This is a genomic window from Bacteroides sp. An51A, assembly GCF_002161565.1.
Lineage (GTDB): Bacteria > Bacteroidota > Bacteroidia > Bacteroidales > Bacteroidaceae > Phocaeicola > Phocaeicola intestinalis.
In genome coordinates, this window is record NZ_NFIC01000005.1 from 23,436 (window position 1) to 47,701 (window position 24,266).

General features: G+C 48.6%; 20 protein-coding genes. 9 read left to right on the forward strand and 11 right to left on the reverse strand.

The features are described from left to right. Positions 1–115 precede the first annotated feature (115 nt). The 4 genes from B5G04_RS10620 to B5G04_RS10635 form a co-directional block, all read right to left on the reverse strand. Positions 116–952 (reverse strand): alpha/beta fold hydrolase, encoded by an 837-nt coding sequence (locus B5G04_RS10620; protein ID WP_087397352.1) that lies wholly within the window; start codon positions 950–952, stop codon positions 116–118. 77 nt (positions 953–1,029) lie between these two features. Next, a complete protein-coding gene (locus B5G04_RS10625) occupies positions 1,030–1,296 on the reverse strand; it encodes a hypothetical protein (protein WP_022038742.1) in 267 nt (88 codons plus the stop codon). Further along, positions 1,293–1,664: a phage holin family protein gene (locus B5G04_RS10630; RefSeq protein WP_087212136.1), complete on the reverse strand. Its 372-nt coding sequence runs from the start codon at positions 1,662–1,664 to the stop codon at positions 1,293–1,295. The genes B5G04_RS10625 and B5G04_RS10630 overlap by 4 nt, the downstream gene beginning before the upstream one ends. A 76-nt stretch (positions 1,665–1,740) precedes the next feature. Continuing rightward, positions 1,741–1,944 carry a YtxH domain-containing protein gene (locus B5G04_RS10635; RefSeq protein ID WP_022038740.1) on the reverse strand — a complete coding sequence of 68 codons (204 nt, stop codon included), beginning with the start codon at positions 1,942–1,944 and terminating at the stop codon, positions 1,741–1,743. A gap of 205 nt (positions 1,945–2,149) precedes the next feature. Between B5G04_RS10635 and B5G04_RS10640 the strand changes: the two genes are divergently transcribed. Both B5G04_RS10640 and B5G04_RS10645 read left to right on the forward strand, forming a co-directional pair. Next, entirely contained in the window at positions 2,150–2,650 is a 501-nt protein-coding gene (locus tag B5G04_RS10640) for an SPOR domain-containing protein (RefSeq protein WP_022038739.1), read from the forward strand. Positions 2,651–2,768: 118 nt separating this feature from the next. Continuing rightward, positions 2,769–3,716, forward strand: a complete 948-nt coding sequence (locus B5G04_RS10645) for a PCMD domain-containing protein (protein ID WP_087397133.1) — start codon at positions 2,769–2,771, stop codon at positions 3,714–3,716. A 236-nt stretch (positions 3,717–3,952) separates the two neighbouring features. Here B5G04_RS10645 and B5G04_RS10650 read toward each other — a convergent pair whose 3' ends face one another. Then, positions 3,953–6,433 carry an AsmA-like C-terminal region-containing protein gene (locus B5G04_RS10650; RefSeq protein ID WP_087397135.1) on the reverse strand — a complete coding sequence of 827 codons (2,481 nt, stop codon included), beginning with the start codon at positions 6,431–6,433 and terminating at the stop codon, positions 3,953–3,955. 183 nt (positions 6,434–6,616) lie between these two features. On the opposite strand from B5G04_RS10650, the gene B5G04_RS10655 reads away from it, so the two are divergent. The 6 genes from B5G04_RS10655 (at position 6,617) to meaB (ending at position 19,336) form a co-directional block, all read left to right on the forward strand. Then, positions 6,617–7,669 carry a DUF2027 domain-containing protein gene (locus B5G04_RS10655; protein WP_087397137.1) on the forward strand — a complete coding sequence of 351 codons (1,053 nt, stop codon included), beginning with the start codon at positions 6,617–6,619 and terminating at the stop codon, positions 7,667–7,669. Positions 7,670–7,689: 20 nt separating this feature from the next. After that, positions 7,690–10,569 (forward strand): glycoside hydrolase family 2 TIM barrel-domain containing protein, encoded by a 2,880-nt coding sequence (locus B5G04_RS10660; protein WP_087397138.1) that lies wholly within the window; start codon positions 7,690–7,692, stop codon positions 10,567–10,569. Positions 10,570–10,957: 388 nt separating this feature from the next. Beyond that, a complete protein-coding gene (locus B5G04_RS10665) occupies positions 10,958–16,639 on the forward strand; it encodes an alpha-2-macroglobulin family protein (RefSeq protein WP_087397140.1) in 5,682 nt (1,893 codons plus the stop codon). 82 nt (positions 16,640–16,721) lie between these two features. After that, positions 16,722–17,006 carry a hypothetical protein gene (locus tag B5G04_RS19845; RefSeq protein WP_158100088.1) on the forward strand — a complete coding sequence of 95 codons (285 nt, stop codon included), beginning with the start codon at positions 16,722–16,724 and terminating at the stop codon, positions 17,004–17,006. Positions 17,007–17,018: 12 nt separating this feature from the next. Next, a complete protein-coding gene (locus tag B5G04_RS10670; protein WP_162612726.1) occupies positions 17,019–18,095 on the forward strand; it encodes a DUF1573 domain-containing protein in 1,077 nt (358 codons plus the stop codon). 149 nt (positions 18,096–18,244) lie between these two features. Then, complete coding sequence (gene meaB / locus B5G04_RS10675) at positions 18,245–19,336, forward strand: methylmalonyl Co-A mutase-associated GTPase MeaB (RefSeq protein ID WP_087397144.1); 1,092 nt, start codon at positions 18,245–18,247, stop codon at positions 19,334–19,336. 308 nt (positions 19,337–19,644) lie between these two features. Here the strand turns inward: meaB and B5G04_RS19850 are convergent, their stop codons facing one another. After that, positions 19,645–19,815 carry a hypothetical protein gene (locus tag B5G04_RS19850; protein WP_158098033.1) on the reverse strand — a complete coding sequence of 57 codons (171 nt, stop codon included), beginning with the start codon at positions 19,813–19,815 and terminating at the stop codon, positions 19,645–19,647. A gap of 110 nt (positions 19,816–19,925) precedes the next feature. On the opposite strand from B5G04_RS19850, the gene B5G04_RS10680 reads away from it, so the two are divergent. Then, a complete protein-coding gene (locus B5G04_RS10680; protein ID WP_013619157.1) occupies positions 19,926–20,252 on the forward strand; it encodes a multidrug efflux SMR transporter in 327 nt (108 codons plus the stop codon). Between the two features lie 201 nt (positions 20,253–20,453). Here the strand turns inward: B5G04_RS10680 and B5G04_RS10685 are convergent, their stop codons facing one another. The 5 genes from B5G04_RS10685 to B5G04_RS10700 all read right to left on the reverse strand — a co-directional run bounded on the left by B5G04_RS10685 (position 20,454) and on the right by B5G04_RS10700 (position 24,225). Beyond that, positions 20,454–21,143, reverse strand: coding sequence for an SIMPL domain-containing protein (locus tag B5G04_RS10685; RefSeq protein ID WP_022041111.1), 690 nt, complete (start codon positions 21,141–21,143; stop codon positions 20,454–20,456). A gap of 7 nt (positions 21,144–21,150) precedes the next feature. Further along, a complete protein-coding gene (locus tag B5G04_RS10690; RefSeq protein ID WP_087397146.1) occupies positions 21,151–21,735 on the reverse strand; it encodes an immunoglobulin-like domain-containing protein in 585 nt (194 codons plus the stop codon). Positions 21,736–22,314: 579 nt separating this feature from the next. After that, positions 22,315–22,482, reverse strand: a complete 168-nt coding sequence (locus B5G04_RS19855) for a hypothetical protein (protein ID WP_158098138.1) — start codon at positions 22,480–22,482, stop codon at positions 22,315–22,317. Positions 22,483–22,701: 219 nt separating this feature from the next. Beyond that, positions 22,702–23,883: an MFS transporter gene (locus tag B5G04_RS10695; protein WP_087397354.1), complete on the reverse strand. Its 1,182-nt coding sequence runs from the start codon at positions 23,881–23,883 to the stop codon at positions 22,702–22,704. Positions 23,884–23,898: 15 nt separating this feature from the next. After that, on the reverse strand, positions 23,899–24,225 hold the full coding sequence (locus B5G04_RS10700; protein WP_021928755.1) for a multidrug efflux SMR transporter: 327 nt from the start codon (positions 24,223–24,225) through the stop codon (positions 23,899–23,901). Positions 24,226–24,266 lie beyond the last annotated feature (41 nt).

Here is a 24,266-nt window from a genome sequence, read left to right on the forward strand (position 1 = left end):
ATTAGCAAGCAAATATAGATTTTTTATGCTTCAGTTCCAAATGTGCTTCGTCTGCTTTTCCGAACTTTAAAAGAACTTTGCAGAAGTTAAGCCGGCACCAAGTGGTGCCGGGTTCTTATTTTCCGTCTTTCAATTTTTTTATCAGCCACGAAGAAGCTACAGAGGTGGCATATGGCAAGTTGGCGCCGAATCCGTGGTTTTCTCCCGGTATCAGGGTCATTTCGCTTTTCTTCATGGTCTGGTGGAACCTTTCTCCGTAAGTGTAAGGTACTATCCGGTCGTCCATTCCGTGTATCACAAGTACAGGGCCGTCGTACCGGCTTGCCGTTTCATAAATGGGGAGTTCGAGGGCGGTCTGGATGTAGTTTCTTCCCAGTTTGTGTCCTGAGGGCATGGTGATGTATTCAGGGGCGTGCCAGGGGTCGTATACGACTCCCATTGTGTTGCCCCGCAGGGCATCATCGCGCAATACGGCGGCAGGTGCCATCAGTACTACGCTCCGGATGGCATATTTGCCCAGTCGTCCTGCGGTCATTGCCGAAACCACCCCTCCTTGCGAATGTCCCAGCAGGGAGATGCTGGCGGTTTGCGGCAGGTTGCGTGTAAAGGCTATGACGGCCAGTGCATCGTCTATTTCATTGGGGACGGTCATATTGATGAAATCACCTTCGCTTGCTCCATGTCCGTTGAAGTCGAAACGCACCACGCCGATTCCGGCTTCTGTCAGCTTGTCGCTGATGGTGTCGAACAAGGGTCCTTGCATATTGGCGGTAAATCCGTGGCAGAGTATGACCATCGGGCATTTTTCTCCTTGCTGGAGTGCGGGGAGCTGCAGGCGTGCCGCCAGCCGTCCCATCGGCCCTTTGATGTAGAAGGTAGAATCGGTTTGTGCCGATGCGGTGATGCAGCCCAGCATGAGGGCAAGTGTAAAGAATAGTTTTTTCAGTTTCATATTGTCTTTAGAATTTATGGATGAATGCATTTCACCTTCATCCTATTGGCATTTTGCGGATAAATTTAAACAGGCTCTTAGTATCTTTTTCTTTTGCCACTTCCGAAGAAAGCACGTACGCGGCGTAATACTTTGATGCCTGTCATCAGTCCGTCGTAGGCGGCGATGCCCATGTTGACATGTTGCATCATCCCTTCAAATTTGTTTTTGCTTTGTGGCGGGGCAAAGAGTTGATGGGCAAGGTGGAGCATCTGTTCTTTTGACTGGAGGATTTCCTTTTTTTTATCTATCCGTTGCTGGCGGATCATTTCCAGGGTATAATGGTTCGGTGGTAGATTGTTCATGGTTCTGTTTTCTTTGTGTCATCCAAAAATAGCCGTGCCAGGAAATTGACCATCGGCTGGAAGATAAGTGGTACGCGGAAGCGATAGATGAGCAGGGCTACCGCAATCAGCAGGATGCCTACAATGGCGTAGCCCGCTATCAGGCTTCCCACGGCGGTGGCAAGTACATATACCAGCATGAACGAGAAATAGAAAAGAGCCATCACTCCTACGGTCACCAGGATGAAAATCAGAATCAGTGTAGAGAGCAGGATGGTGAGTTTTTCTATCGCTTCCAGCCGGAGGTATTGTCCTTGCAGTTCAAGGTATTTCCTGAATTCCTTGAAGAGGTCTTGCAGGTTGTCAATGCTTTTGTCGTTAGCAAACATAGTTTCTGGAGGTTTAAAAAAGAGGGTGTGCTAAAATTTTCCTTTTACCACACCCTCTTGAAGTTCATGCTCATGATTAGTCGGCATCTTTTACTTCTGATGCGATTTGGTCAACCAAATCATCCATTTCTTCACGGTTCAGACGGATACCTTTTTTACGCAAAAGCTCAGCTATTTTGTTACGTGTGTCGGTACCCTTTTCCGGAGCAAATAAAATACCTGCTGCTGCACCAATGGCAATCCCACCCAAGAATGCAGCTACTACATTCAATGCTTTCATATCAAAACGTTTTTTTAGTTATTACGCTTACAAATCTAAGAAAATTCTGATTATAATGCATCATTTTTGGACGAAATATTTGACAAATCCCATAATATCTTGCATTATTAACAGATTTTAATAGCAAGACTAGGGAGATATTGCTACTTTTGCAAAAAATAAAACGAGAAGAAACGGAAAAGTTAAATTTATAAATTCAAGACAAATGAAGAAAGTTGTTGTATTGGGAATGGGATTGTGTGTAGCTTTGGCATTCTCATCCTGTAAGTCAAGCGAAAGTGCTTATAAAAAGGCTTATGAAAAAGCGAAACAACAAGAATTGGCAGAAGCCGCAACCAGTGAGGCTCCGGCAGAGACAGTTGCTCCGGTAGCTCCTGTTACTCCTGCTCCTACAACTCCTGCCCCTGTGACTACGGCGCCGGTCCGTGAAGAAAAGGTAGAACTGGTTTCGGGTGACGGGCTGAAGGCATACAGTGTGGTATGCGGAAGTTTCGGTATCAAGGCAAACGCCGACGGTCTGAAAGGGCAGATGGATGGCGAAGGGTATAATGCCAAGGTGGTATATAATGCTGAAAAGAATATGTACCGCGTCATTGTGGCTTCTTATGATACACACGAAGAGGCTTCGGCTGCCCGCGACGCTTTTAAGGCCAAGTATCCCGACCGCAAGGATTTCCAGGGTGCGTGGCTGCTTTATGCCAAATAGTAAATAGACCGGAAATAATATCCGATAATTCAGATTTAGAGCGGTAGCCTTTTGGCTATCGCTTTTTTTTGTAACTTTGCCCGCAAATTAAAATAAGGTAGAATAATACATGAGAAAGATGAAATGGATGTTCGGAGTGCTGGCGATGGCATTTCCTCTTTTTATGAATGCGCAGGAGAAAGTCGTTCCTCTGAAATATGGTGATATGGACCAGTGGATTACGCGCAAGATTCACGAATCGGGTATTATTGGCGGCGATACGAAACTGCTTTATGAAGTAGGGCCTGTGAAAGAACTGGATGGGAATACCCCGTATGTGAACCAGGGAGGTTCGCCGTGGGGAAATTCCAATGTTATGGCAAAGGTGATGGGGATTGTCAAGACCAATACCAGTGTTTATCCCGAACAGAGGGAAGGGGGCTATTGTGCCCGTCTGGAAACGCATATCGAAAGTGTCAAGGTTTTGGGAGTGGTGAATATCACGGTGCTGGCTTCCGGCTCCTTGTTCCTGGGCGATATGAAAGAACCTATCACCGGAACGAAGGAAGGTGAGAAAGCCTTGAATATGGGCGTGCGTTTTAATTCCCGTCCCAAAGCTGTCCGTTACGATTACAAGGTAAAAATGTCGGGTGAGCCGAACCGCATCCGTCAGACGGGATTCAGCCGGAAAAGCACTGTTCCGGGGCAAGACTGTGCCATTATGACCTGCTTGCTTCAGAAGCGCACCGAGGATGCCGAGGGCAATATCATAGCCAAGCGTATCGGTACGGCGGTTATCCGTTATCAGCAGACTGAAGGCTGGCGCAACAAGGCGACTTATGATATTCATTACGGAGATATATCGCATACTTCTTATTACGATGCCGAACTGATGAAACTAGGTGTGGGCAATTATCATGCACGCAATAGCAAGGGTGAGAGTGTCTTGATTCAGGAAAACGGATGGGCGGATGCCGATGAAACACCTACTCATCTCATTCTGCAGTTTACGTCCAGTCTGGGCGGTGCCTTTGTCGGTTCGCCGGGCAATACACTGTGGGTGGATAACGTTTGCCTGGTGTATTAAGATAAATGAATGTCCGCAAAATGCCAATTCATATTTTTTTATATGGTTGAAAACAATTTCAGTCCCGGAAGTGTTATAAGAAAGAAGGGAATAGAAATCCCCTTCGATAATATCTCTATCAAAAAAGACGGGAAAGCGTTCCTGTCGTGCATTTTACTTAAATTAGTAATTCGGAAAAGCCGATACGCAGGGATGCGCATCGGCTTTTGCCGTTTCAGGCTTTGTGCCAGGCTGGCTTATTTCTTTTTCTTGAACAGGTTGAGTGCCTTGTCGATGACCGATTCTTTTTCTTTTGTTTCTTCACCGTTTTCGTCATTTCCTTTTACCAGTCCTTTTAAGGCTTGTTCGGCAGCGTTTTTGGCAAGGCTCGCCATGTCGATGCCTACTTTGGGCGAGGTAAAGGTTCCGCCGATGGTCATGTCTACGGTTCCCAGTTTCGAGCCGATACCTCCTGAAGGCAAAGTTATCTTGCCGGTGTAGTCGATGGTCTGGTCCAGTCCGGTAGAGCCGGAAAGGTTCATGGTATAATCACCCAGTTTTAAATCGAATGGCTGGGTGGTGACTCTTCCGTCGGCTATCTCGAAGTCGAGGTTCAGGTCTTTCACTTGGATATCTTTCATCGAGGGTTTCTTTACGATGTCGGCTACCTGGTTGATAAATTTCACATCGCTCAGGCTCAGGTCTTTGGTCGACAGGCTTCCGCTGCCTTGTACTTGTTGCATGACCGGACTCATTTTCTCATCAAGTGGCGTGTTTATTTTCAAGTTGCCCGAGAAGTTGCCTTTCAGTCCGGAAAAGATAGGTGCCAGTTGTTGTACCAGTCCCAGTTCTTCGTATGCTTGGGCGAATCCGATGCCTTTCATGTCGAATCCGGCGTTCAGGTGCGGTTGTACTCCTTTGGGGGCTGAGTAGGCACCGTTTGCCGTAATGCTTCCTCCCATGGTGTTGAAAGAAAGGTTACGCATGTCGACGGTACCGTTTTTTACGGTCAGTACACCGTTTACCGTTTCCAGTTTCATCTTGTCGAACAAAACTTCTTTCAGGTTTGCCTGCATGGTGAAGTCGATGTTTTCCGGAATACGGATAACGCCGGCTTCCGAAGAGGAAACGGTTGTGCTATCATGGGTTTCCGGGGCCTGTACGGTTGTTGTATCGCTGCTGATGAAGTCGTTTACATGAATGTGGTTGCTGCTGATGTTGAGGTTTCCTTTCAATGTGGAGCCTTTCAATGCATATCCCAGGTAGTTTTCGAAGCGGCTGTCTACGGTCAGGTCGTTCTGTCCGATGTTGATGGTTGTTTCGCTCAGTTGCAGGTAGCGGGGCGAGAAGCTGAAGGTAGAACGTTGGATGTCAATGGCCGGCATATCCTGTAGGTTCAGCTTCATGTTGTTCAGCCGGATGCTGCCTGCCGCTTTCATCTGGCCGTATTGTTCTTTTTCGATGTACGAAAGTTTTCCGGCAAGGTTCATGTCGGCTTGAATGGTGCCGTTCAGGGTCATATCTTCCAGTGGATATACTTCTTTCACTTTGCCTAAGTCGAGTGTACCTTTGGCGGTAGCTTGCAGGTCTGGGTCGCTCATCGGTGTTTTTACCGAGGCTTTCAGGCTGAACGGATTACCAGCCAATACGAAATCGAAGGGGCTGACTGTTATTTCCGTTGCATCGATGTTTCCCCCTGCATTCTTCACATTGGCGGTGATGTTTATGTTTTCCACACCGGCAGGCAGGGAAGGATAGCGGAACATTCCGTCTTTTACGTCTAGCGCGACTTCAAACTGCGGTACTTGGTCTTGTCCCAAGATACCTTTGGCAAATGCCGTAAGACTTGCTTTGCCGTCCGTTTTCAGGTCTTGGAAGTCTTTGGCATAGATGGCAGGGATAAGCGAAAGCAGTTCCTTGAATCCCACTTCGTTTGTATTCAGTTTCATGTCCATGCCGATACCGTTCTTTTGCATGGCTGCCCATCCGTCAATGTTTACTTGAATGGCGTTCAGGCTGATGGTATTGTCTTTCAGCGTATACTTGTTGTTGGCAAAATCGGCATCTACATTCATATCGGCTTCCAGCCGTGCTTTGTTCAGGAAGGGGATGCCTCCGGTGCGGTAGGTGAGCGAAGGAGTTTCCATACTCAGGTCTACCGTGGTACGTTCGCTACCGAAATCGCCCGAACATGTGGCATTCAGGTGGTTGATGGCTGCATACATGCCTCCCTGCCGGTCATCGTAGCTTACGGAAAGGTCTTTTATCGAAAGTTTTTGCAGCTTGATGCGTATCGGTGCGCTTTCGGTTGGGGTTTCTTCCGTATCGGTTGTGTCGGCAGAAGGCTTCATTACGTCCCAGTTGGGGTGTCCGTTCTCCAGGACGATGGCTTTCACTTTGGTATCTTCGATGATGATTTTGGATATATCGTATCCGCTGTTGCCGAAGAGTGAAAACAGGTTGACGGCTGCGGTCAGCTCGCCCGCCTGAATCAGCGTATCGTTTTGAAATTCGCCCGCTCCTTTCAGCCAGAAGTCTTCCAGGGTGATTGAAGCCGACGGGAAATTGCGTATCAGACTGATGTCCAATGCACTGAAGTCGAATTGTGCATTCAGCATTTTGTTGCCTTCCTGCTTGACAAGTTTTTCTATTTTTCCTTGAAAAGCAAATGGAAGTACCAAAAGCAGGATCAGGAGCACACCTAGTGTGATGCCTGCGATTTTCAATACTTTTTTCATAATAGCCTCCTTTATTATATATTAAAATAGAGCTTGGTTGAAAAATCAAAGGCAAGTTATCAAGAAAAAATCGAATTTGCAAGTAAAGAAAACGTAAAAATAGGGGCAAAAGTATGTGAATTGTTAATCGAATGAATAATTTTTCTACCTTTGTGTGACAATTCATAAAAAAAGATAAGCGATATGAAAATAGGAGATAAAGTACGTTTCCTGAGCGAAGTAGGAGGCGGAATCGTGAAAGGTTTTCAAGGTAAAGACATAGCCTTGGTAGAGGATGAAGACGGATTCGAGATACCGATGCTGGTAAAAGAATGCGTGGTGATACAGACTGATGATTATAATATCCCGTTGAAGACCGGTAAGAAGCAGGGAGCTCCGGAGGTGGAAGAGGAGCCTGAAGAAGAGGAAAAACCCATTACTTACCGGGCACGTGAAATAAAAGGGAATGATGTGCTGAATGTATATCTGGCATACGTGCCACAGGATGTAAAGGCAATCTCGGCAACGGCCTTTGATGCCTATCTGGTAAACGACAGCAATTATTTCATCGATTACCTGTATCTGTCCGCCGAAGGAAAGAGCTGGACGTTACGAAGCCGGGGTACGGTGGCTCCCAATATGAAACAGCATCTGGAAGAATTTGATAAGTCTGCACTGAACGGCATGGAGCATGTGGCTGTACAGTTGTTGGCATATAAAGACGACTGTACTTTCCTGCTGAAGAATGCCGTATCGATGGAGTTGCGTGTCGATACCGTGAAATTCTACAAGCTTCATACATTCCAGCAGACCGATTTCTTTGCCGAACCGGCCTTGATGTATGATGTCGTGCGTGATGATGAATCCGTAAAGCAGGTCTTTGTTTCGGCCGATGACATCCGGGAAGCTTTGTTGCAGAAAACCGTGCCCGACCAGCCAAAGGTACCGAAAAAGCACCAGCCCAAGGTGAAGAACGACATTGTGGAAGTTGACTTGCATATCCATGAGTTGCTGGATGATACGAACGGAATGAGCAATAGCGAGATGCTGAACTACCAGTTGGATGTGTTTCACAAGACACTGAACGAATACAAGAACAAGAAAGGGCAGCGCATCGTCTTTATCCACGGTAAAGGAGATGGCGTGTTGCGCCGTGCCATCTTGGATGAGTTGAAGCGCAAATATAAGAACTACTCCAGCCAGGACGCTTCGTTCCGCGAATACGGATTCGGGGCAACGATGGTGACCATTCATTAACAAGTAATATAAAAGCTAGCATGAGAAACAACATTTTTCGACAAGCTTTCTTTGCCTGCTGCCTGTGTGGCGGCATGGCATTGCAGGCTCAGGCTCCTCATCCCGAACGCATTTACCTGTCGGGGACAGGAGTTGATGATACCCGTACGTGGGAATTCTTTTGTTCAGAAGGACAGAATTCGGGGAAATGGAAACCGATTGAAGTGCCTTCGTGTTGGGAATTACAGGGTTTTGGCAACTATACTTACGGACGTTTTTATACCATCAAGGGTGCTAAGCCTAGTGAGGAGACCGGTACTTACCGTTATCAGTTCAAGGCGCCGAAGTGGAAAGAAGGCGAACGGGTCAAACTGTTTTTTGATGGGGTGATGACCGATGCCGAGGTGAAAATCAACGGTCAGTCTGCCGGGGACATCCACCAAGGAGCTTTCTATCGGTTCAGCTATGATATAACCGGACTTCTGAAGCCGGGCAAAAAGAATACCCTGGAAGTCAAGGTGGCGAAAGAATCGGCGGACAAGTCGGTCAATGCAGCCGAACGCCGTGCCGACTGGTGGCTGTACGGAGGCATTTACCGTCCGGTATGGCTGGAAGTTCTGCCTGCCGTGTCGGTCGACCATTATGTCTTGGATGCACAGGCCGACGGAACTTTCCGGGCTTCGTTGCGGATGAGTGTCGATGCTTCAGGTTACGAATGGACCGTTTCTATGCGGGGATTGAAAGATGGGAAGCCCTTGTTGACGGCCGATGGAAAAGAACAGCTTACGTTCCGCATTTCCGGTGCAGGCACCGAGCAGCAGGTGGAAGGTGCGTGGGCAAATGTTAAGACGTGGTCTACCGAGGCACCTAATCTTTACGTGGCACACATGGAACTGAAAGACCCTGCCGGCAAAGTGGTGCAGACACGCGAGGAGCGTGTAGGTTTCCGTACCGTAGAGTTTTTTCCACAAGACGGGCTTTACCTGAACGGTACGCGGCTGGTAGTGAAAGGTGTCAACCGTCATTCGTTTTCGGTAGACGGCGGACGTACCACCAGTGCCGATATGAGCCGTCAGGATGCTTTGTTGATTAAGGAGATGAACATGAATGCCGTGCGTTCGCACTATCCGCCCGATGAACACTTCCTGGATATGTGTGATTCGCTTGGATTGGTCTACATTGACGAGCTTTCCGGCTGGCACGGGCATTATGATACGAAAATCGGTGCCAAACTGATAAAGGAAATGGTAGAGCGCGATGTGAATCATCCTTCCATCGTTATATGGAGCAACGGTAATGAGGGCGGATGGAACGTGAACAATGATGGTGAGTTTGCCAAGCACGACCCCTTCCAGAAGCGTCACGTCATTCATCCGTGGGCAGACTTCAACGATTTGGATACGCACCATTATCCGGCTTACCTGACCGGAGTAGGACGCTTTACCAACGGTTATAAAGTGTTTATGCCCACCGAGTTCATGCATGCCATGTACGACCAGGGAGGTGGGGCTGGCTTGCGTGACTTTTGGGACCGCTGGTGCACCAATCCGTTGTTTGCCGGAGGTTTTATCTGGGTGTTCAGTGATGAGGCTCCCAAGCGCACCGATAAGGGTGGCATTCTGGATTCGGATGGCTCCAATGCGCCGGATGGTATTGTGGGACCGCGCCGTGAGAAAGAAGGAAGCTTTTATGCCATCCGGGCACAATGGTCTCCCATTCAGTTGAAACCGCTGATGATTACGCCGCATTTCGACGGGTCGTTTTTCCTGACCAACGAATACACCTATACCAATCTGAAGGAATGCCGGATGACATACAGTGTGCTGGCTTGTCCTACTCCTTTGCAGGGAGGTGGGGCTTCCGTTGTGCTGGCAAGTGGTGATGTACAGCTTCCTTCACTCAATCCCGGCGAAACAGGTAAGGCACGCTTTGCGCTTCCCGATGCTTTTCGTGAAGGAGATGTCCTGAAGCTGGAGGCTTTTGATAAGGACGGACATAGCATGTGTACCTGGACTTATCCCATTCATTTTGCAAAACCCTATTTCGAGCGTCACCTTGCTTCTACACCGATGACCTTGCAAGCCGTTCGCCCTGCCGAGGCGGTGAAAGAAGATAATGCGTTTACTTTGCGGAGCGAGCAGGTAAGCGTCACCTTCGATGCTGCGACAGGTATGATTACCCGTGTGCATTCGGGCGATAAGGAGATACCTTTCAAAGACGGTCCGGTAGCAGTGGGTATGAAGATGCGTTTCGAGGCGGCGGAGAGCTATGTGCGCCGTGCCGCCGATGGTGCCGTGTTCTGTGCCAAGTATAAAGGTGGTGTAGATTCTATCGTATGGCGCCTCACCGACCAGGGTTTGCTTTATATGGATGCTATCCTGCTGAACCGTGCTTCGGGAGGAGGTGGTTTCGATGATGCCTTTATGGATACCAAAGTGTACAACCTGGGCTTGACCTTCTCTTACCCTGAGACGCAATGCACAGGCATGAAATGGATGGGACGTGGCCCGTACCGCGTATGGAAGAACCGCATACCGGGCACCAATTACGACATCTGGCACAAGGATTACAACAATACCGTGACCGGCGAGAGTTATGAAAATCTGGTTTATCCGGAGTTTAAGGGATTCCATGCCAATATGTATTGGGCAACGCTGGAGAGCGATACGACACCGTTTACGGTCTATTCGCGTAACGATGGTATTTTCTACCGCATCTTTACGCCGGCAGAAGCAGGCAGGAAAAAGAAGATTATGCCTGCTTTCCCTGAAGGTGACATTTCGTTCTTGCTGGATATTCCGGCAATATGGTCGTTCAAGCCTATCGAACAGCAGGGACCGAACAGCCAGCCGGGCAATATCCGCATCAAGAGTGGAGACGAAGGCTTGCACTTGAACCTGATGTTCGATTTCAGAAAATAAAACGCTTTTGCCAAGAACTGCTGCCGGATAAATCAGCATGGCACGCAGGTTAATACACGGATGACACGGCATTTGCCTGTGTCATCCGTGTGCTGTAATCGGCTCCCTTCAGGGGGTTGGTTTGTTCCGTTGCGCAACACATGCCCTTTCATCGCTGGTTTCAGTGCACTGAAACTTTTGTTTCATTGCAATAAAACTAGCTGAGATAATGTTTGCGTGTCCGGACGCATATAGTTGGTTGGATTTTTGCAGACGATATTCCTTACGCAAGCAGACGGGAGAAGGGTGCCTATGGGCTTTTTCTTCCGTTTTTTGTTTATTTTAATGGATACTGATGCAGGAGTTTGGGAAATATTTCGTTACTTTAGAAAAACCAAACGAAAACCATATGGAGACGAACAGACTATTGCAGGTGCTGATGGTGATATTCATCGGCATGCTGCCCTTTCCGGTGCTGGCACAGAGCTACGACCAGCTATGGAAAGAAGTGGAAATGTATCAGAAGAAAGACCTGCCTAAGTCGGTCATCGCTACGGCAGGGAAGATTTATGCAAAAGCGAAAGCAGAACGCAACCTGCCTCAGCTGATGAAGGCGCACTTGGTGCGGGCTTCCCAGCAGGTTTCGCTTACGCCCGATAGTGCCGAAGTGGAATATGCGGCGTTGAAGCAATGGGCGGAGGAGGAAAAAGATACCGTAGGGCGTGCCGTGTTGCATAGCATTGTGGGCTCTTGGATGATGGCAAACGAACCGGACAGCATGGAGGCGGCTATCGCTTATTTCCGTGCTTCGGTGGCTCCCAAGGAGGTGCTGGGACGTACTTCAGCCAAAGAGTTCCGCCCGATGACCGAATCGGGCAAGCAAAGCGAGCGGTATTTCAATGACAATATGCTGGACTTGCTCACCCGTACGGCTATCCAGCAGATGTCCACCCTGTATAGTCCGGCGCACCTGCCCAAGGCGAAAGCGTGCATGGAACTGTATGACGGGCTGATAGATTATTATAAGCAAGCACAGAACCGGGAGGCTGCCCTGCTCACCGAAGTGGCGAAACTCTGGTTCCAGAAACGGAGGATGGACAATTTTAAACCGTACCGCCTCACGGATGATGAGCTTATTGCCCGCCTGCACGGGTTGATTGATACGTATGCCGACCTGCCTGCATGTGCGGATGCATACGTGAAACTGGTGGTGGCTTACCGCGATGCCAACCGTCTGAAAGAAGCCGTAGAGACGGCTCGCGAAGGGCTGGCGAAGTATCCCAAAGGCGAATGGGCAAAGGACTTGCAGGGGCAGATAGACTACATCACCCGTCCGATGCTGAACGTGGATATCCCTTTCCTTTATCCGAACTACGAAACCGATGCGAACGTGACGTATGCCAATATCGAAGGCGTTACGCTCGAACTCTATCGCCTGAACCTTGCGCCCACGGCGGCACAGCTCCAGTTCCGCGAAGAGACCGACCGCGATGCCTTGCTCAAGCAATACGGTACGAAGGTTTCCAGCCGCTTCTATGCCCTCCGCGCCACGGAGGATTACCAGCGGCGCGATACCGTGTTGCGCTATACATTGCCCGGCGAGGGCATCTATATGCTGAAGCAAATCCCGAAAGGAGTGGAAAAAGGCATCGCTTCGGCGGTGATGTTTGTCTCGCCCTACCAAGCCATCGAGCTACCGGTACAGGGCAGGCAACATGAGTTTATAGCCGTAGACCGCCTGACAGGACGTCCTGTTCCGGGTGCGGAGATAGTGACCTACCAGCTGAATATCTACGATGCGAAGGCAGACTATGCCTTGTGGAACGTGCACCGGACGGATGCGCAGGGACGGACGGCGTTTGAAGTGCCGAAACGGACCGGCGCTTATTACAATGTGCGTACGCCCGGGCACGACTTTATGGCTATCACCCGGTTGAGTGCAATCGATAGTGTGGTGGGAGCGGCTTCGGTTGGTTGGAAGAAACAAGCCGACCTGTTTACCGACCGCTCTTTGTACCGTCCCGGACAGACGGTGCATGTATCGGGTGTGGTGTACGAGCAGGATGGCGACTCCATCCGTGCGGCTTCGTATGCCAAGGATAAGCTGAGGCTCTATCGGGGGTCTCAAAATGTGGGCGAAGCCGATGTGTGGACCGATGAGTTCGGGGTCTTCTCGCACGAGTTTGCTTTGCCCGATAATTTGCTTCCGGGCCAGTATTACCTGTCAGGTTATGACCGGTCGGTGGTGATTCAGGTAGACGAGTACAAACGGCCTACTTTCGAGGTGCGGTTCGACCCTTACAAGGAAGCCTATACGATGGGCGATTCGGTGCGGGTATCGGCTGAGGCAAAGACGTATGCCGGTGCTCCGGTGCGCAATGCCCGGGTGAAATATCGTGTTGTCCGTACCGAAATGTCGTGGTTCCGCTGGCAAGGAGCAACGGAAGAATTGCTTTCGGGCGAAACGCAGACCGATGCCGATGGCAAGTTTTATATCTGTGCCAGGCTGACAGAACCCGATTACGAGGCGGAGCATACCTATTATATCTATAAGGTATCGGCGGATGTGACCGACGGTGCCGGCGAGACCCGTCAGGGCGAACTGGCTTTGCCTGCCGGCGAGCAGACCCTCGGCTTGCAACTGAAGGGATTGAACGCAAATGTGATGCGCGAAAAGCAGGAACGCATCCAGGTGCAGGCGATGAACCTGAACGGACAGCCCGTGCAGGTGGAAGTGGCATACAAGGTATATGCCTTGGACAAGGAGGGCAAGAAAGGTGCTTTGCGCTACGAGGGCAAGGCAGAGTCGATGCAATCGTTTGTGCCTTCGGACGTGTGGGCATTGCCTTCGGGCAGGTACCGCATGGAGGTCTCGGCACAAGATGAAAAGGGTCGTCCTTGTACGGCAGAGCAGGATTTCGTGCTCTTCTCTAAGACAGACCGCACCTCGCCGGTAGAAGAAACCGCCTGGTTTTATCAAGACGGCGATAGCTTCGGAAGCCAGGAGCCGCCCACGTTCTATATCGGAACGAACGAGGAAGGGGTATGCCTTTTCATTGATGTATACGATGGACAACGGCGTATCGAATCTCGGCAAGTGACGCTGGATAAGGAACTCAAGGCGTTCAGCTTTCCTTATCGTGAGGCGTATGGTGATGCGGTGACCGTAGCATTCACCTTTATGCGCAAAGGAAACCTGTATACCAACCAGTCGCTCCTGACTCGTCCTGTGCCCGATAAGCGGTTGATGATGAAATGGGAAACATTCCGCGACCGCCTGCAACCGGGCGGACAAGAGACCTGGACGCTGCACATCGCCCGTCCTTCGGGGATGGCGGCGGAAGCCAACCTGATGGCTACACTCTACGATGCTTCTTTGGACGTGTTGCACAAGCACGACTGGCGTTTCGGGCTTTCGTTCCCACGCCGGGCGATGTACGTGCGTGCCGATTTCGCTTCGGCATTCCAGCGGCTACGGATGTACGGTGATTTCCCGATAACCTATCCCGGCGAGGGCTTCGACTTGCTTTATGGAGACTATAGCAGGCTATATACTACGTGGTTGGGAGGTTTCCGGAGAGGATTTACATTCTTGAGTCGTGCCAATGCGGTTCAGGAAGAAATGATGGAAGTAATGCCATTGAGTGCATTGGAGGGAGCGGATATAGCTGATTTGCGTGAAGTAAGATATGATGCTACGGCTGCACCGGCTCCCGGTTTCCAAATGAAGAAAGGGGATGTAGGTGGAGGTGAAATACAAATCAGCATCGCCGATGTGAAGAGTGGAAGCAGTGCGGGCGCGGAACAAGTGCCGGTGCCTGCCCTGCGCGAGAACTTTGCCGAGACGGCTTTCTTCTATCCCAACTTGCGCACCGATTCGTTGGGCAATGTGAGCGTCTCCTTTACCGTGCCCGATGCCCTGACCCAATGGCGTTTCTTGGGCTTTGCCCATACGCGGGCTATGGATTATGGCTTGTTGGTTGATACGGTCCAGACCTCGAAACCCTTTATGGTGCAGCCCAACTTGCCGCGCTTTATCCGTAGGGGAGACCGTGCGGTGATAGCGGCTTCGCTGGTCAACTTATCAATGGAAACCGTATCCGGAATCGCCCGCATTGAATGGTCGGATCCGGTTACAGGAAAGGTCGTGGCACACGATAAGCAATCGTTCTCGGTAAGTGAAGGCGAGACGGGAACGGTGCATTTCACTTTCGAAGTGCCCGAAACCTATGATGTGCTGGTTTGCAAAATCGTAGCGGAAGCCGGTGAATATAGTGACGGGGAACAACATTACGTACCGGTGCTGACTGATAAGCAATGGATGACCGAGACCGTACCCGTACAACTGGACGGAACCGAAACAAAATCGGTAGCTGCCGAGGAATTGTTCAACAAGCAGAGCAAGACCGCTACAGAGAAACGCCTGACGGTAGAGATGACCGCCAATCCGGACTGGTATGCCGTACAGGCACTTCCGGTGATGGGAAATCCTTCGGAAGAAGATGCCTTGTCGTGGGCTTCGGCATATTATGCCAATGCATTGGCTGCGCACATCGTCCGTTCGAATCCGCGCATCGAAGAAGTGTTCCGTACGTGGAAAGCTGAAGGAGCAGGGAAGGAAACCTTGCTCAGCAACCTGGAACGAAACCAGGACCTGAAGAACCTTTTGCTTGCCGAGACACCGTGGGTTGCCGAGGCGACCGATGAAGCGGAACAGAAACGCCGTATTGCCTTGCTTTTCGACCTGAATACGATGTCGAACCGCCAGCAGATAGCTATCGGTAAACTGGAAGCCTTGCAACTGCCTGACGGTTCGTGGAGCTGGTACAAGGGAATGACAGGAAGCCGTTATATTACCACCCAAATCGTCGAGATGCTGGCACGCCTGCAAGCCATGCAGGTGAAGCTGGACCAAGGCGTGGGCAACATGTATGTGCGTGCTGTCGACTACTTGAAAAAAGAGTCGCAACAGGAATACGAACAGATGAAACGCCGGGAAGCGGAGAATGAGCTGACCGTATGGCCTGACGGGCAGATTGTACATTATCTGTATATATGTGCTATTGACAAGCTGGCGGCAAATCATGCCGACGGACAGGTGAATGATTATTTCATCGCGAAACTGGAAAACCGTTCGGCAGACTATTCCATCTGTGAGAAAGCGATGATTGCCCTGGTGATGCAGGGGGCAGGCAAGTCTGGTCAGGCATCCGAATTGGTACAGTCCATTAAGGAATATCTGGTAGGCACCGAAGAAATGGGCTTGTATTTCGATACGCCGAAAGCTGCCTATTCGTGGCGAAGCTATAAGATTCCGGCTCAAGTGGCGGCAATGGAAGCCATCTACCGCATTGCGCCGGACACCAGTATGCTGAACGGCATGAAGCAATGGCTCTTGAAGCAGAAGCAGGTGCAGGTGTGGGAAAGTTCCGTTTCGACTGCTGATGCCGTATATGCTTTCTTGTGTATGGGAAGCGATACGCTGGGCGAAGGCGGAAGCATGGAAGCTACGGTAGGCAAGACTACCTGGCAGACTCCGCAGGATGCTTTGGGCTATGCACGGAAGACCTTTACCGGAACCGATGCCGAGGCAGATGATATCCGTATCAGCCGTACCGGTGAAGGACTGGGATGGGGAGCCGTTTACGCCCAATACCTGGAGGATATGGACAAGGTATTGCCTTCGAAAGGAACCGGTCTGCAAATCGAACGTACGCTTTATCGGGACGGAAAAGCCCTTTCGCGCAATGCCGAGTTGCATGTAGGCGATAAGGTAACGGTGCGTCTGACTGTTTCGGCAGACCGTGATATGGACTTCGTTCAGGTGAAAGACGAGCGTGCCGCCTGTATGGAGCCCGAGCAGCAGCTCTCCGGATATAGCTGGAGCGGAGGTATCGGTTATTACCGGGTAAGTCGCGATGCTTCTACTTCGTTCTTTATCGACCGGATGCAGAAGGGAACCTACCAGTTGGAATATACCGTCTATATCGACCGTGCCGGAACGTATCGGGCAGGAAGTGCTACGGTGCAGTCGGCATACGCTCCCGAGTATAGCGGCTATACCGCAGGCGAGACCTTGACGGTGAAGTAAAAGGATGAGATAAAGGAAACGCAGAACAACGCGGATTTTCGCAGATTGATAAATTCAGAAGCTGTTTTGAATTTATCGTGCGATGATTTGGGATGAGTTTTTGAGGCATTTTCGCTTCTGTGATGAGGAAGATAGCGGGCTATCTGACGAAGAACAGGAGCGGAAAGGACCAAAAAATCGCCCAAAGCACACACGAAAACGAATACATCAAGCCAAGAAAAACTTTTTGGAGAAATTCAAAACAGCTTCTCAAAACAGTTTCTATAATTTGCGTGAATCCGCGTTAATCTGCGTTTCAAATTTATTTCGATGCTTGGTTTTTTGTCTGTCTTTGATTTTCTCTTTATCTTTGTTCTCTCGAAATTAGTACATGCAAAAGATGAAGAAACGGATTCTATTTTTATTCAGCATAATGCTTGGTGTGGCGCTTACGGCATACGCCCAGCCGAAAATTACATTCGACCGCGAGAAGCAAGACTTGGGGTACATCCTTTGGCGCAATCCCACTACAGTTACTTACCAGTTTACCAATACCGGTGACAAACCGTTGGTCATTTCGAATGTAACCGCTTCGTGCGGATGTGTTGAGGTGGATTGGACCAAACATCCCATACCTGCAGGCGGTAAGGGAACCGTTAGCGCAGTGTTCGATGCCGAAGCCATCGGACATTTCTATAAGGAAGTAGGCGTATATTGCAATGCCAGTGCTGTTCCCGTTTATTTGGAGTTCAACGGAGAGGTGACAGCCGATGCCAAGAACTATTCGTTTACGCATCCTTACGGATTCGGTTCGGTGCACCTGAATCAAGAAGAAATCGAGTTTGAGAATGTCAATAAGGGCGACCGTCCGGAATTTACGATTCTGGTGGCTAATACATCCAGCAAGACGTATACACCGGTGCTGATGCACTTGCCTCCTTATCTCTCGGCAGAAGCAACCCCTGAGGTGTTGGGTCGTGGCAAGAACGGAAAGATTGTGGTGACACTGGATACCGACAAATTGCCTAAGCTGGGCATTACCCGGACTTCCGTTTATCTGTCACGTTTTCCCGGTGATAAAGTAGGGGCGGATAATGAGATACCCGTATCCATTGCTTTGCTTCCCGATTTCTCCAAGATGACCGAGCAGCAGAAGAACAATCCTCCGCAACTTTCGCTTTCGGCTACCGAATTGGAGTTTCCGCCGTTGAAGCCTAACCAGAAAAAATCGCAAAGCGTGGTAATCACCAATACCGGTAAATCGAATCTGGAGATTCAGGATATGCAGGTAAACAGCATTGCTCTTGCCGTAAGCCTGAAAAAAACGGTCTTGAAACCTGGCGAATCAACGAAGATGAAGATTACGGTCTTGGCAGAGAACTTGTCGCGCGTAAAAGGCACACCGCGTGTGTTGATGATAACGAACGACCCGGCAAAGCCTTCGGTCACTATCCGGGTGAAGGCGAAATTGCTATGATATAATCAGGAGTTAAGGAGTTAGAGAAGTTAAGGAGTTAAGCCGATACTTTTGCTGACATTTACGGCTCTATTGGCTTAACTCCTTTAACTTCTTAACTCCTTAACTCCTTTAACTTCTTAACTTCTTAACTTCTTAAATAAAAAACTATGGAACACCCCGAAAACAATGAAGCATACAAAGGTTTGACGGTAAACAAGGGCATTGACCAGCCTGCTACGATAAACCCGTATCTGAAAGCAAGAAAACGTCCGAAACGCCGCCAGTTTACGGCAGGCGAGTATGTAGAAGGTATTCTCAAGGGAGACATTACGGTATTGAGCCAGGCGGTTACCCTGATAGAGAGTGTCAAGCACGAGCATCAGGCATTGGCACAGGACGTGGTAGAGAAATGCCTGCCATTTTCGGGCAACTCCGTACGGATAGGTATCAGCGGTGTGCCCGGTGCTGGCAAGAGTACTTCGATAGATGTTTTCGGATTGCATGTCCTGGAGAAGGGAGGCAAGCTTGCCGTGCTTGCCATCGACCCCAGCAGCGAGCGTTCGAAAGGAAGTATTTTGGGTGATAAGACCCGTATGGAGAAACTTTCGGTGCATCCCGATTCGTTTATCCGTCCCAGTCCTACGGCAGGTTCGTTGGGTGGCGTGGCACGCAAGACGCGCGAGACCATTATCCTTTGCGAAGCCGCAGGCTTCGATAAAATCTTTGTAGAAACTGTCGGAGTAGGGCAGAGCGAGACGGCAGTGCATTCGATGGTGGATTTCTTCTTGCTTATCCAGCTTGCCGGAACGGGAGATGAACTGCAGGGCATTAAGCGTGGAATCATGGAGATGGCAGATGCGATTGTCATCAATAAGGCAGACGGAAACAACATTGAAAAGGCGAAGTTGGCTGCAGCCCATTTCCGCAATGCCTTGCATCTGTTTCCGGCTCCCGAATCCGGCTGGATACCCAAAGTGCTGACTTATTCCGGTTTCTATGGCATTGGCATCAAGGAAATCTGGGACATGATATACGAATACTTTGCATTTGTGAAGGCGAACGGATATTTCGAACACCGTCGTAACGAGCAGGCAAAATACTGGATGTACGAATCCATCAACGAGCAGCTGCGCGATAGCTTCTACAATAATCCCGCCGTATCTTCGCTTTTGGCATACGAAGAAGAGCAGGTGCTTTCGGGCAAGACCTCCTCGTTTTCGGCTGCACGGCGTTTGCTGGATACTTATTTTGGGAAGTAAGTGTGATATTATCAGAAACACAGATTTTCGCAGATTAGCGCAGATTCTTTTGATTTACTATTTTTCGATTTACGAAGTACGATTTAATGCTCAAATAGCAGATAGTAAATTGTCAAATCGTAAATTAAAATAATCCGCGTTTCTGAACTGACACATTATATATACCATGTACGGTATGAATTTGTGCATTTCCTTGAACATTTCGCACCGTTTCTGTAGAGACGATGTGCACATCGTCTCTACTACATGGCATATACAAAATGCACAAATTAATGTTGCGAGAAGTATAAACTAATTCTCAACATCTACTAAGAAGCTGTTTTGAATTTCTCCAAAAAGTTTTTCTTGGCTTGATGTATTCGTTTTCGTGTGTGCTTTGGGCGATTTTTTGGTCCTTTTCGCTCCTGTTCTTCGTCAGATAGCCCGCTATCTTCCTCATCACAGAAGCGAAAATGCCTCAAAAACTCATCCCAAATCATCGCACGATAAATTCAAAACAGCTTCTAAAATAAATAGTTTGCAAGGTGTGGTGTGAATAAAAAATCGTATCTTTGCCTCCACATTTTATTAAAAGAAATAAGAAAGCCGTATGAACTGGATTATTCTGATTGTTGCCGGATTCTTTGAGTCCGGCTTTGCTTTTTGTTTGGGTAAGATGAAAGAAGCATCGGGCACCGACTGGTATCTTTGGGGTGCCGGTTTCTTGCTGAGTCTTACATTAAGTATGGTATTGTTGGCAAAGGCAGTGCAGACGTTGCCTATCGGTACAGCCTATCCGGTGTGGACAGGTATTGGTGCGGTAGGTACAGTGGTTCTTGGCATCGTGTTCTTTCACGAGCCGGTATCCTTTCTCCGTCTTTTCTTCATCTCTACTTTGATAGCCTCCATTATCGGATTGAAGCTGGTCTCACATTGATGAGCCATTCTCTTTCAAGTTACCGTTCAATAAAAATTGAATACCGCAAACATCCTCTGTAGGGACGTATCGCATACGCCCAGAAAACATCTTCGTGGATGAGTTGGCTTATTCGGGCGTATGCGATACGCCCCTACACAGGCTATTTTCGGATTCGTTATCTTTTTTGTAGAACTCTGTGTCCGCTGCGGTGAAATGTTCCTAATCTATGATTTCAAAACGCACGAGCATGGAATAGTTTTTCTTGATGGTGCGGAAACTGTCGAATGATGCCGCATCGGAAGAAAGCACATTGCTTTGTGCAAACGGAAAAGCCGTGTTGCTGCTTTCTTCTACGATGCGTATGACATTGCCTAATTTCTTGCCCAATGCTTCTACCAGGTAAGCGGCTTTCTGTTGTGCAGCCTTTAACGCTTCGATTTTTCCTTTTTGGTGATATGCCGGCATGTCTTTGTTTTCCAACTCGCCTATACGCATGGTGTGTATGCCTTTTGTATCTATTCGCCTGACTATTTCATTTATCTGATTGAAGTCGGTCAGTGTAATGTCAAAGCTCTTGGAAACTAAGAAGTCCTGTCCTTGCTGGCGCCAATAGTCGCCGATTTCTTGTGTACGGACGGCGTTGGGCGAGATGCCAGCTTGGGTAAGTGCATCCCTCAATCCTTGTTCTATTTCCGATAAGGGCACTTTGGTACGGTATTCTTCGGGCTTCGATTTCCCGTCAAACTCTTCTTCGAAGTATTCGCGGATTTCGATGAGGTAATGGATTTTGTCGGGAACAATCTCGATTTCGGATGTACCTGTCACTTCGATGTAACGTTCGTTTGTCTGCGCTTGCAGCGAAAAGGTCGCCCACAGGCTGATAACTAATGCTAACACGTTTGTTTTCATAAAAAGACTATTTGATTTCAAATTCTGTATTCAACTCTATACTCTTTCCTGCCAAGCCGAAGGGTTTGCTTATCCGGTATTTCCCTTTGGGCAGATGATAATATTTGCCAACAGGAAAACGGAAACAATGCAACAACATGCCTTTATGCATTATAAATTCGTCATCAGGCCATATCATGCAGGAAACTTTCATTTCCGGGGAAACCCATTTCTCTTCCTTCCAAACATCTATGTCCCAATACCTCCCGAATGATAGTTGTGCGTTCGTTGGATTTGATACAAATATATTGACGGCGTGCACATTCTCCCAATATACAGCATGTTCCGCCCACATGGAAACAGGCTTATCCTTGTATTCATCCGGCAAGTCTTTGGCGTACCAAAGGCAGCATTCCGGTATGTCGTAGACAATGGTATCCTTGTCTAGCAATGTATCTTGACTGCTTATTCGAATGTTTGTAGCCGTATCGTTTCCACCGGTTATAGCCGGATCTTTGTCCGGTGTGGCTTCCGGTTGTAGTTGCTGTCGCTTGTTGCTACAACTTATGCAAATAGCGCTGGATAATGTTATAAACAGGATAATACTTTTCATAGTGTATATTCACCTTTTTGTTTGATAAATACAAAGTTACATAATATTATTCACTATTTTTCAGGATAAAAGCAATATCTTTTCAGGAAAAAGAATATGCCGCAACACGCCTTTTTCATTTACCTGTAGGGGCAGGGTTTGCCTGCCCGAATACATCCACGTAGGTGAGTACAGGCGGGCGAACCCCGCCCCTACATGGGTTCATTGCGGATATTCAATAGTATCATAGCAAGACGCAGCCGGTTGCGGAAGCCCGCGGATATAGGTGTGTCGGCAAACGCATATAGGTGCATCTGCTGTAAGATTATTAATCTTCAGGCTGCAAGATTATTAATCTTACAAGCGGAAGATTATTAATCTTACACCAGACGAAGCTATCTGCGTTGAGGCAAGAAGATAATAACGAAAGCCTTTCAAGTAATCTGAGTGAGATAAAGACAGTTTAGTGATGTGCGCCGAACGGGACGGAGACAGCATGTCGGAATTGTGACATCAACAAAATGCATAAATCTATACCGATAGCATAATGAGTGATTTGTCTTTTTTTGAATATCCTTTAGGGCTGAAAGGATGTCCGTATCATTCAGTGCTTCCATAAGCATCCGGTTCTGTCATAGCCAAACATTCTTCAAAGGTGATACCATCCTTGTTTTGCTCTGTGGCGGTAGTCTGTTCCGCGACAACCACTAACCGGTGCCGGTGCGGATGATGACGGTGGCGATATCCGCTGGACTTTGGTTTTTCCATTGATTTTCCGTAAATCTGTACAAGGGATATTCCTCTTTGAAATTAAGAGAGTTGGAAGGATTACCTCGTTTTGGGTAATGAGTTGGCAACCGTTCTAATTGCCGCAGTCTACATCGCTTTGCTTGTTTGGGTAACTCTTACGGCACAAAGGTATGAAAAATATTCAGGCTGGAAAATCATTCCAAAAATTATTTCAGTCTGGATATTTGGCATCCACCCTTATGCCGTTTTGGGCTTGAAGCAATTAACGAGCAAGGAAGCCACGGTAAAAGCTATTCCCGTCCAAACCACACCTGCCCATCCGTAATGTTGCCAAAACAGGCCTGAAACGAATGTACCAGCAGAGCCACCCAAGAAGTAAATGGTCATATAAACGGTATTGACACGATTGATAGCGGATGCGTCAAGGGAGACCACGCTGGTCTGATTTGACAAATGGATGCATTGCATTCCTGCATCAATCAAAAGGATGGCGATTATCATCCACAAGTAGCTGTCATTTCCAAAAAATGTCAGCAGCCATGCAGCCAATACCACACATCCTCCGGCAATAGAGAAGAACCTTGCGCCATACTTTTGGATATAGCCGCTGATGAAAACCACCGTGGATGCACCTGCCAATCCGCACAAACCGAGTGCGCCGATAATATCGTCACTCGCAAAGAAAGGCTCTTGTTTCATCCGGAAAGCAAGGCAACTCCACAATGCGAAGAACGAAGCATAAGCCAATGCTGCCCTCAAAGAAGCGATACGCAAGTATGGGTATTTGTAGAGCAGGCGCAGCAAGGATTTCATCAATCCTGCATAAGTTTCTTGTGAACGGGCAGACAGCACGGGCAGCATCTTGTAAATCATCAGAAAGCATCCAAGCATAAACGCACAAGCGACGAAATAAACGGAACGCCATCCCCAAACATCAGCGAGAAAGCCACTGAATACCCGTGAACCAAGAATGCCTATTAGCAGACAGGATTGTATAATCCCCACGTTGCGCACCTTGTGTGCGGGTGCTGAATGATAAGACACCAACGGGATGAAGAACTGCGGCATGACCGAAGACGCTCCGGCAAGCAAGGATGCACCCCATACCCAATAGATGTTAGGGGCAAGTGCTATGGCAAGCAATGCGCACGATGAAACGATATAATTGGTCAATATCAGCTGCTTTCGTGAAACCAAATCGCCAAGCGGAATGACAAACACAAGTCCGACTACATAACCTATCTGGGTCAATGTCGCAACCATGCTGGCAGAAAAGTCGCTTACCCCAAAATCCTTTGCCATGCTGCCCAACAAAGGCTGGTTGTAGTAGCAGTTGGCAACGGAAAGCCCGGTAGCGACTGCCATCAGAGCCAGCAGAGGTGCCGGAATGCCATGGTTTTCTCTCAATTCATATTTCATCATTTATTCCTCCTTTCAGTATGACACAACTTTCAATCCAATCAAGGAGGCAATGAGCGTGAACAGGAAGAAAAGCCGTATGGGAGTGGCCGGCTCTTTGAAAACGAATATCCCAATCAAGACCGTGCCGACCGCTCCGATACCCGTCCAAATGGCGTATGCCGTGCCCAAAGGCAAAGTCTGAACCGCTTTGGCAAGTAATGCCATACTCAATACCGTGGAAGCCAAGAAACCGCTTCCCCACAGATAAAAACCAATACCTGATGCCTCTCTCGTTTTTCCCAAGCAGAATGTAAGGCTTACCTCAAACAATCCTGCCAAAAATAAAATTATCCAATTCATACCTATGATTTATTAAATTCGGGTGCAAAAGTAAGCAAGTA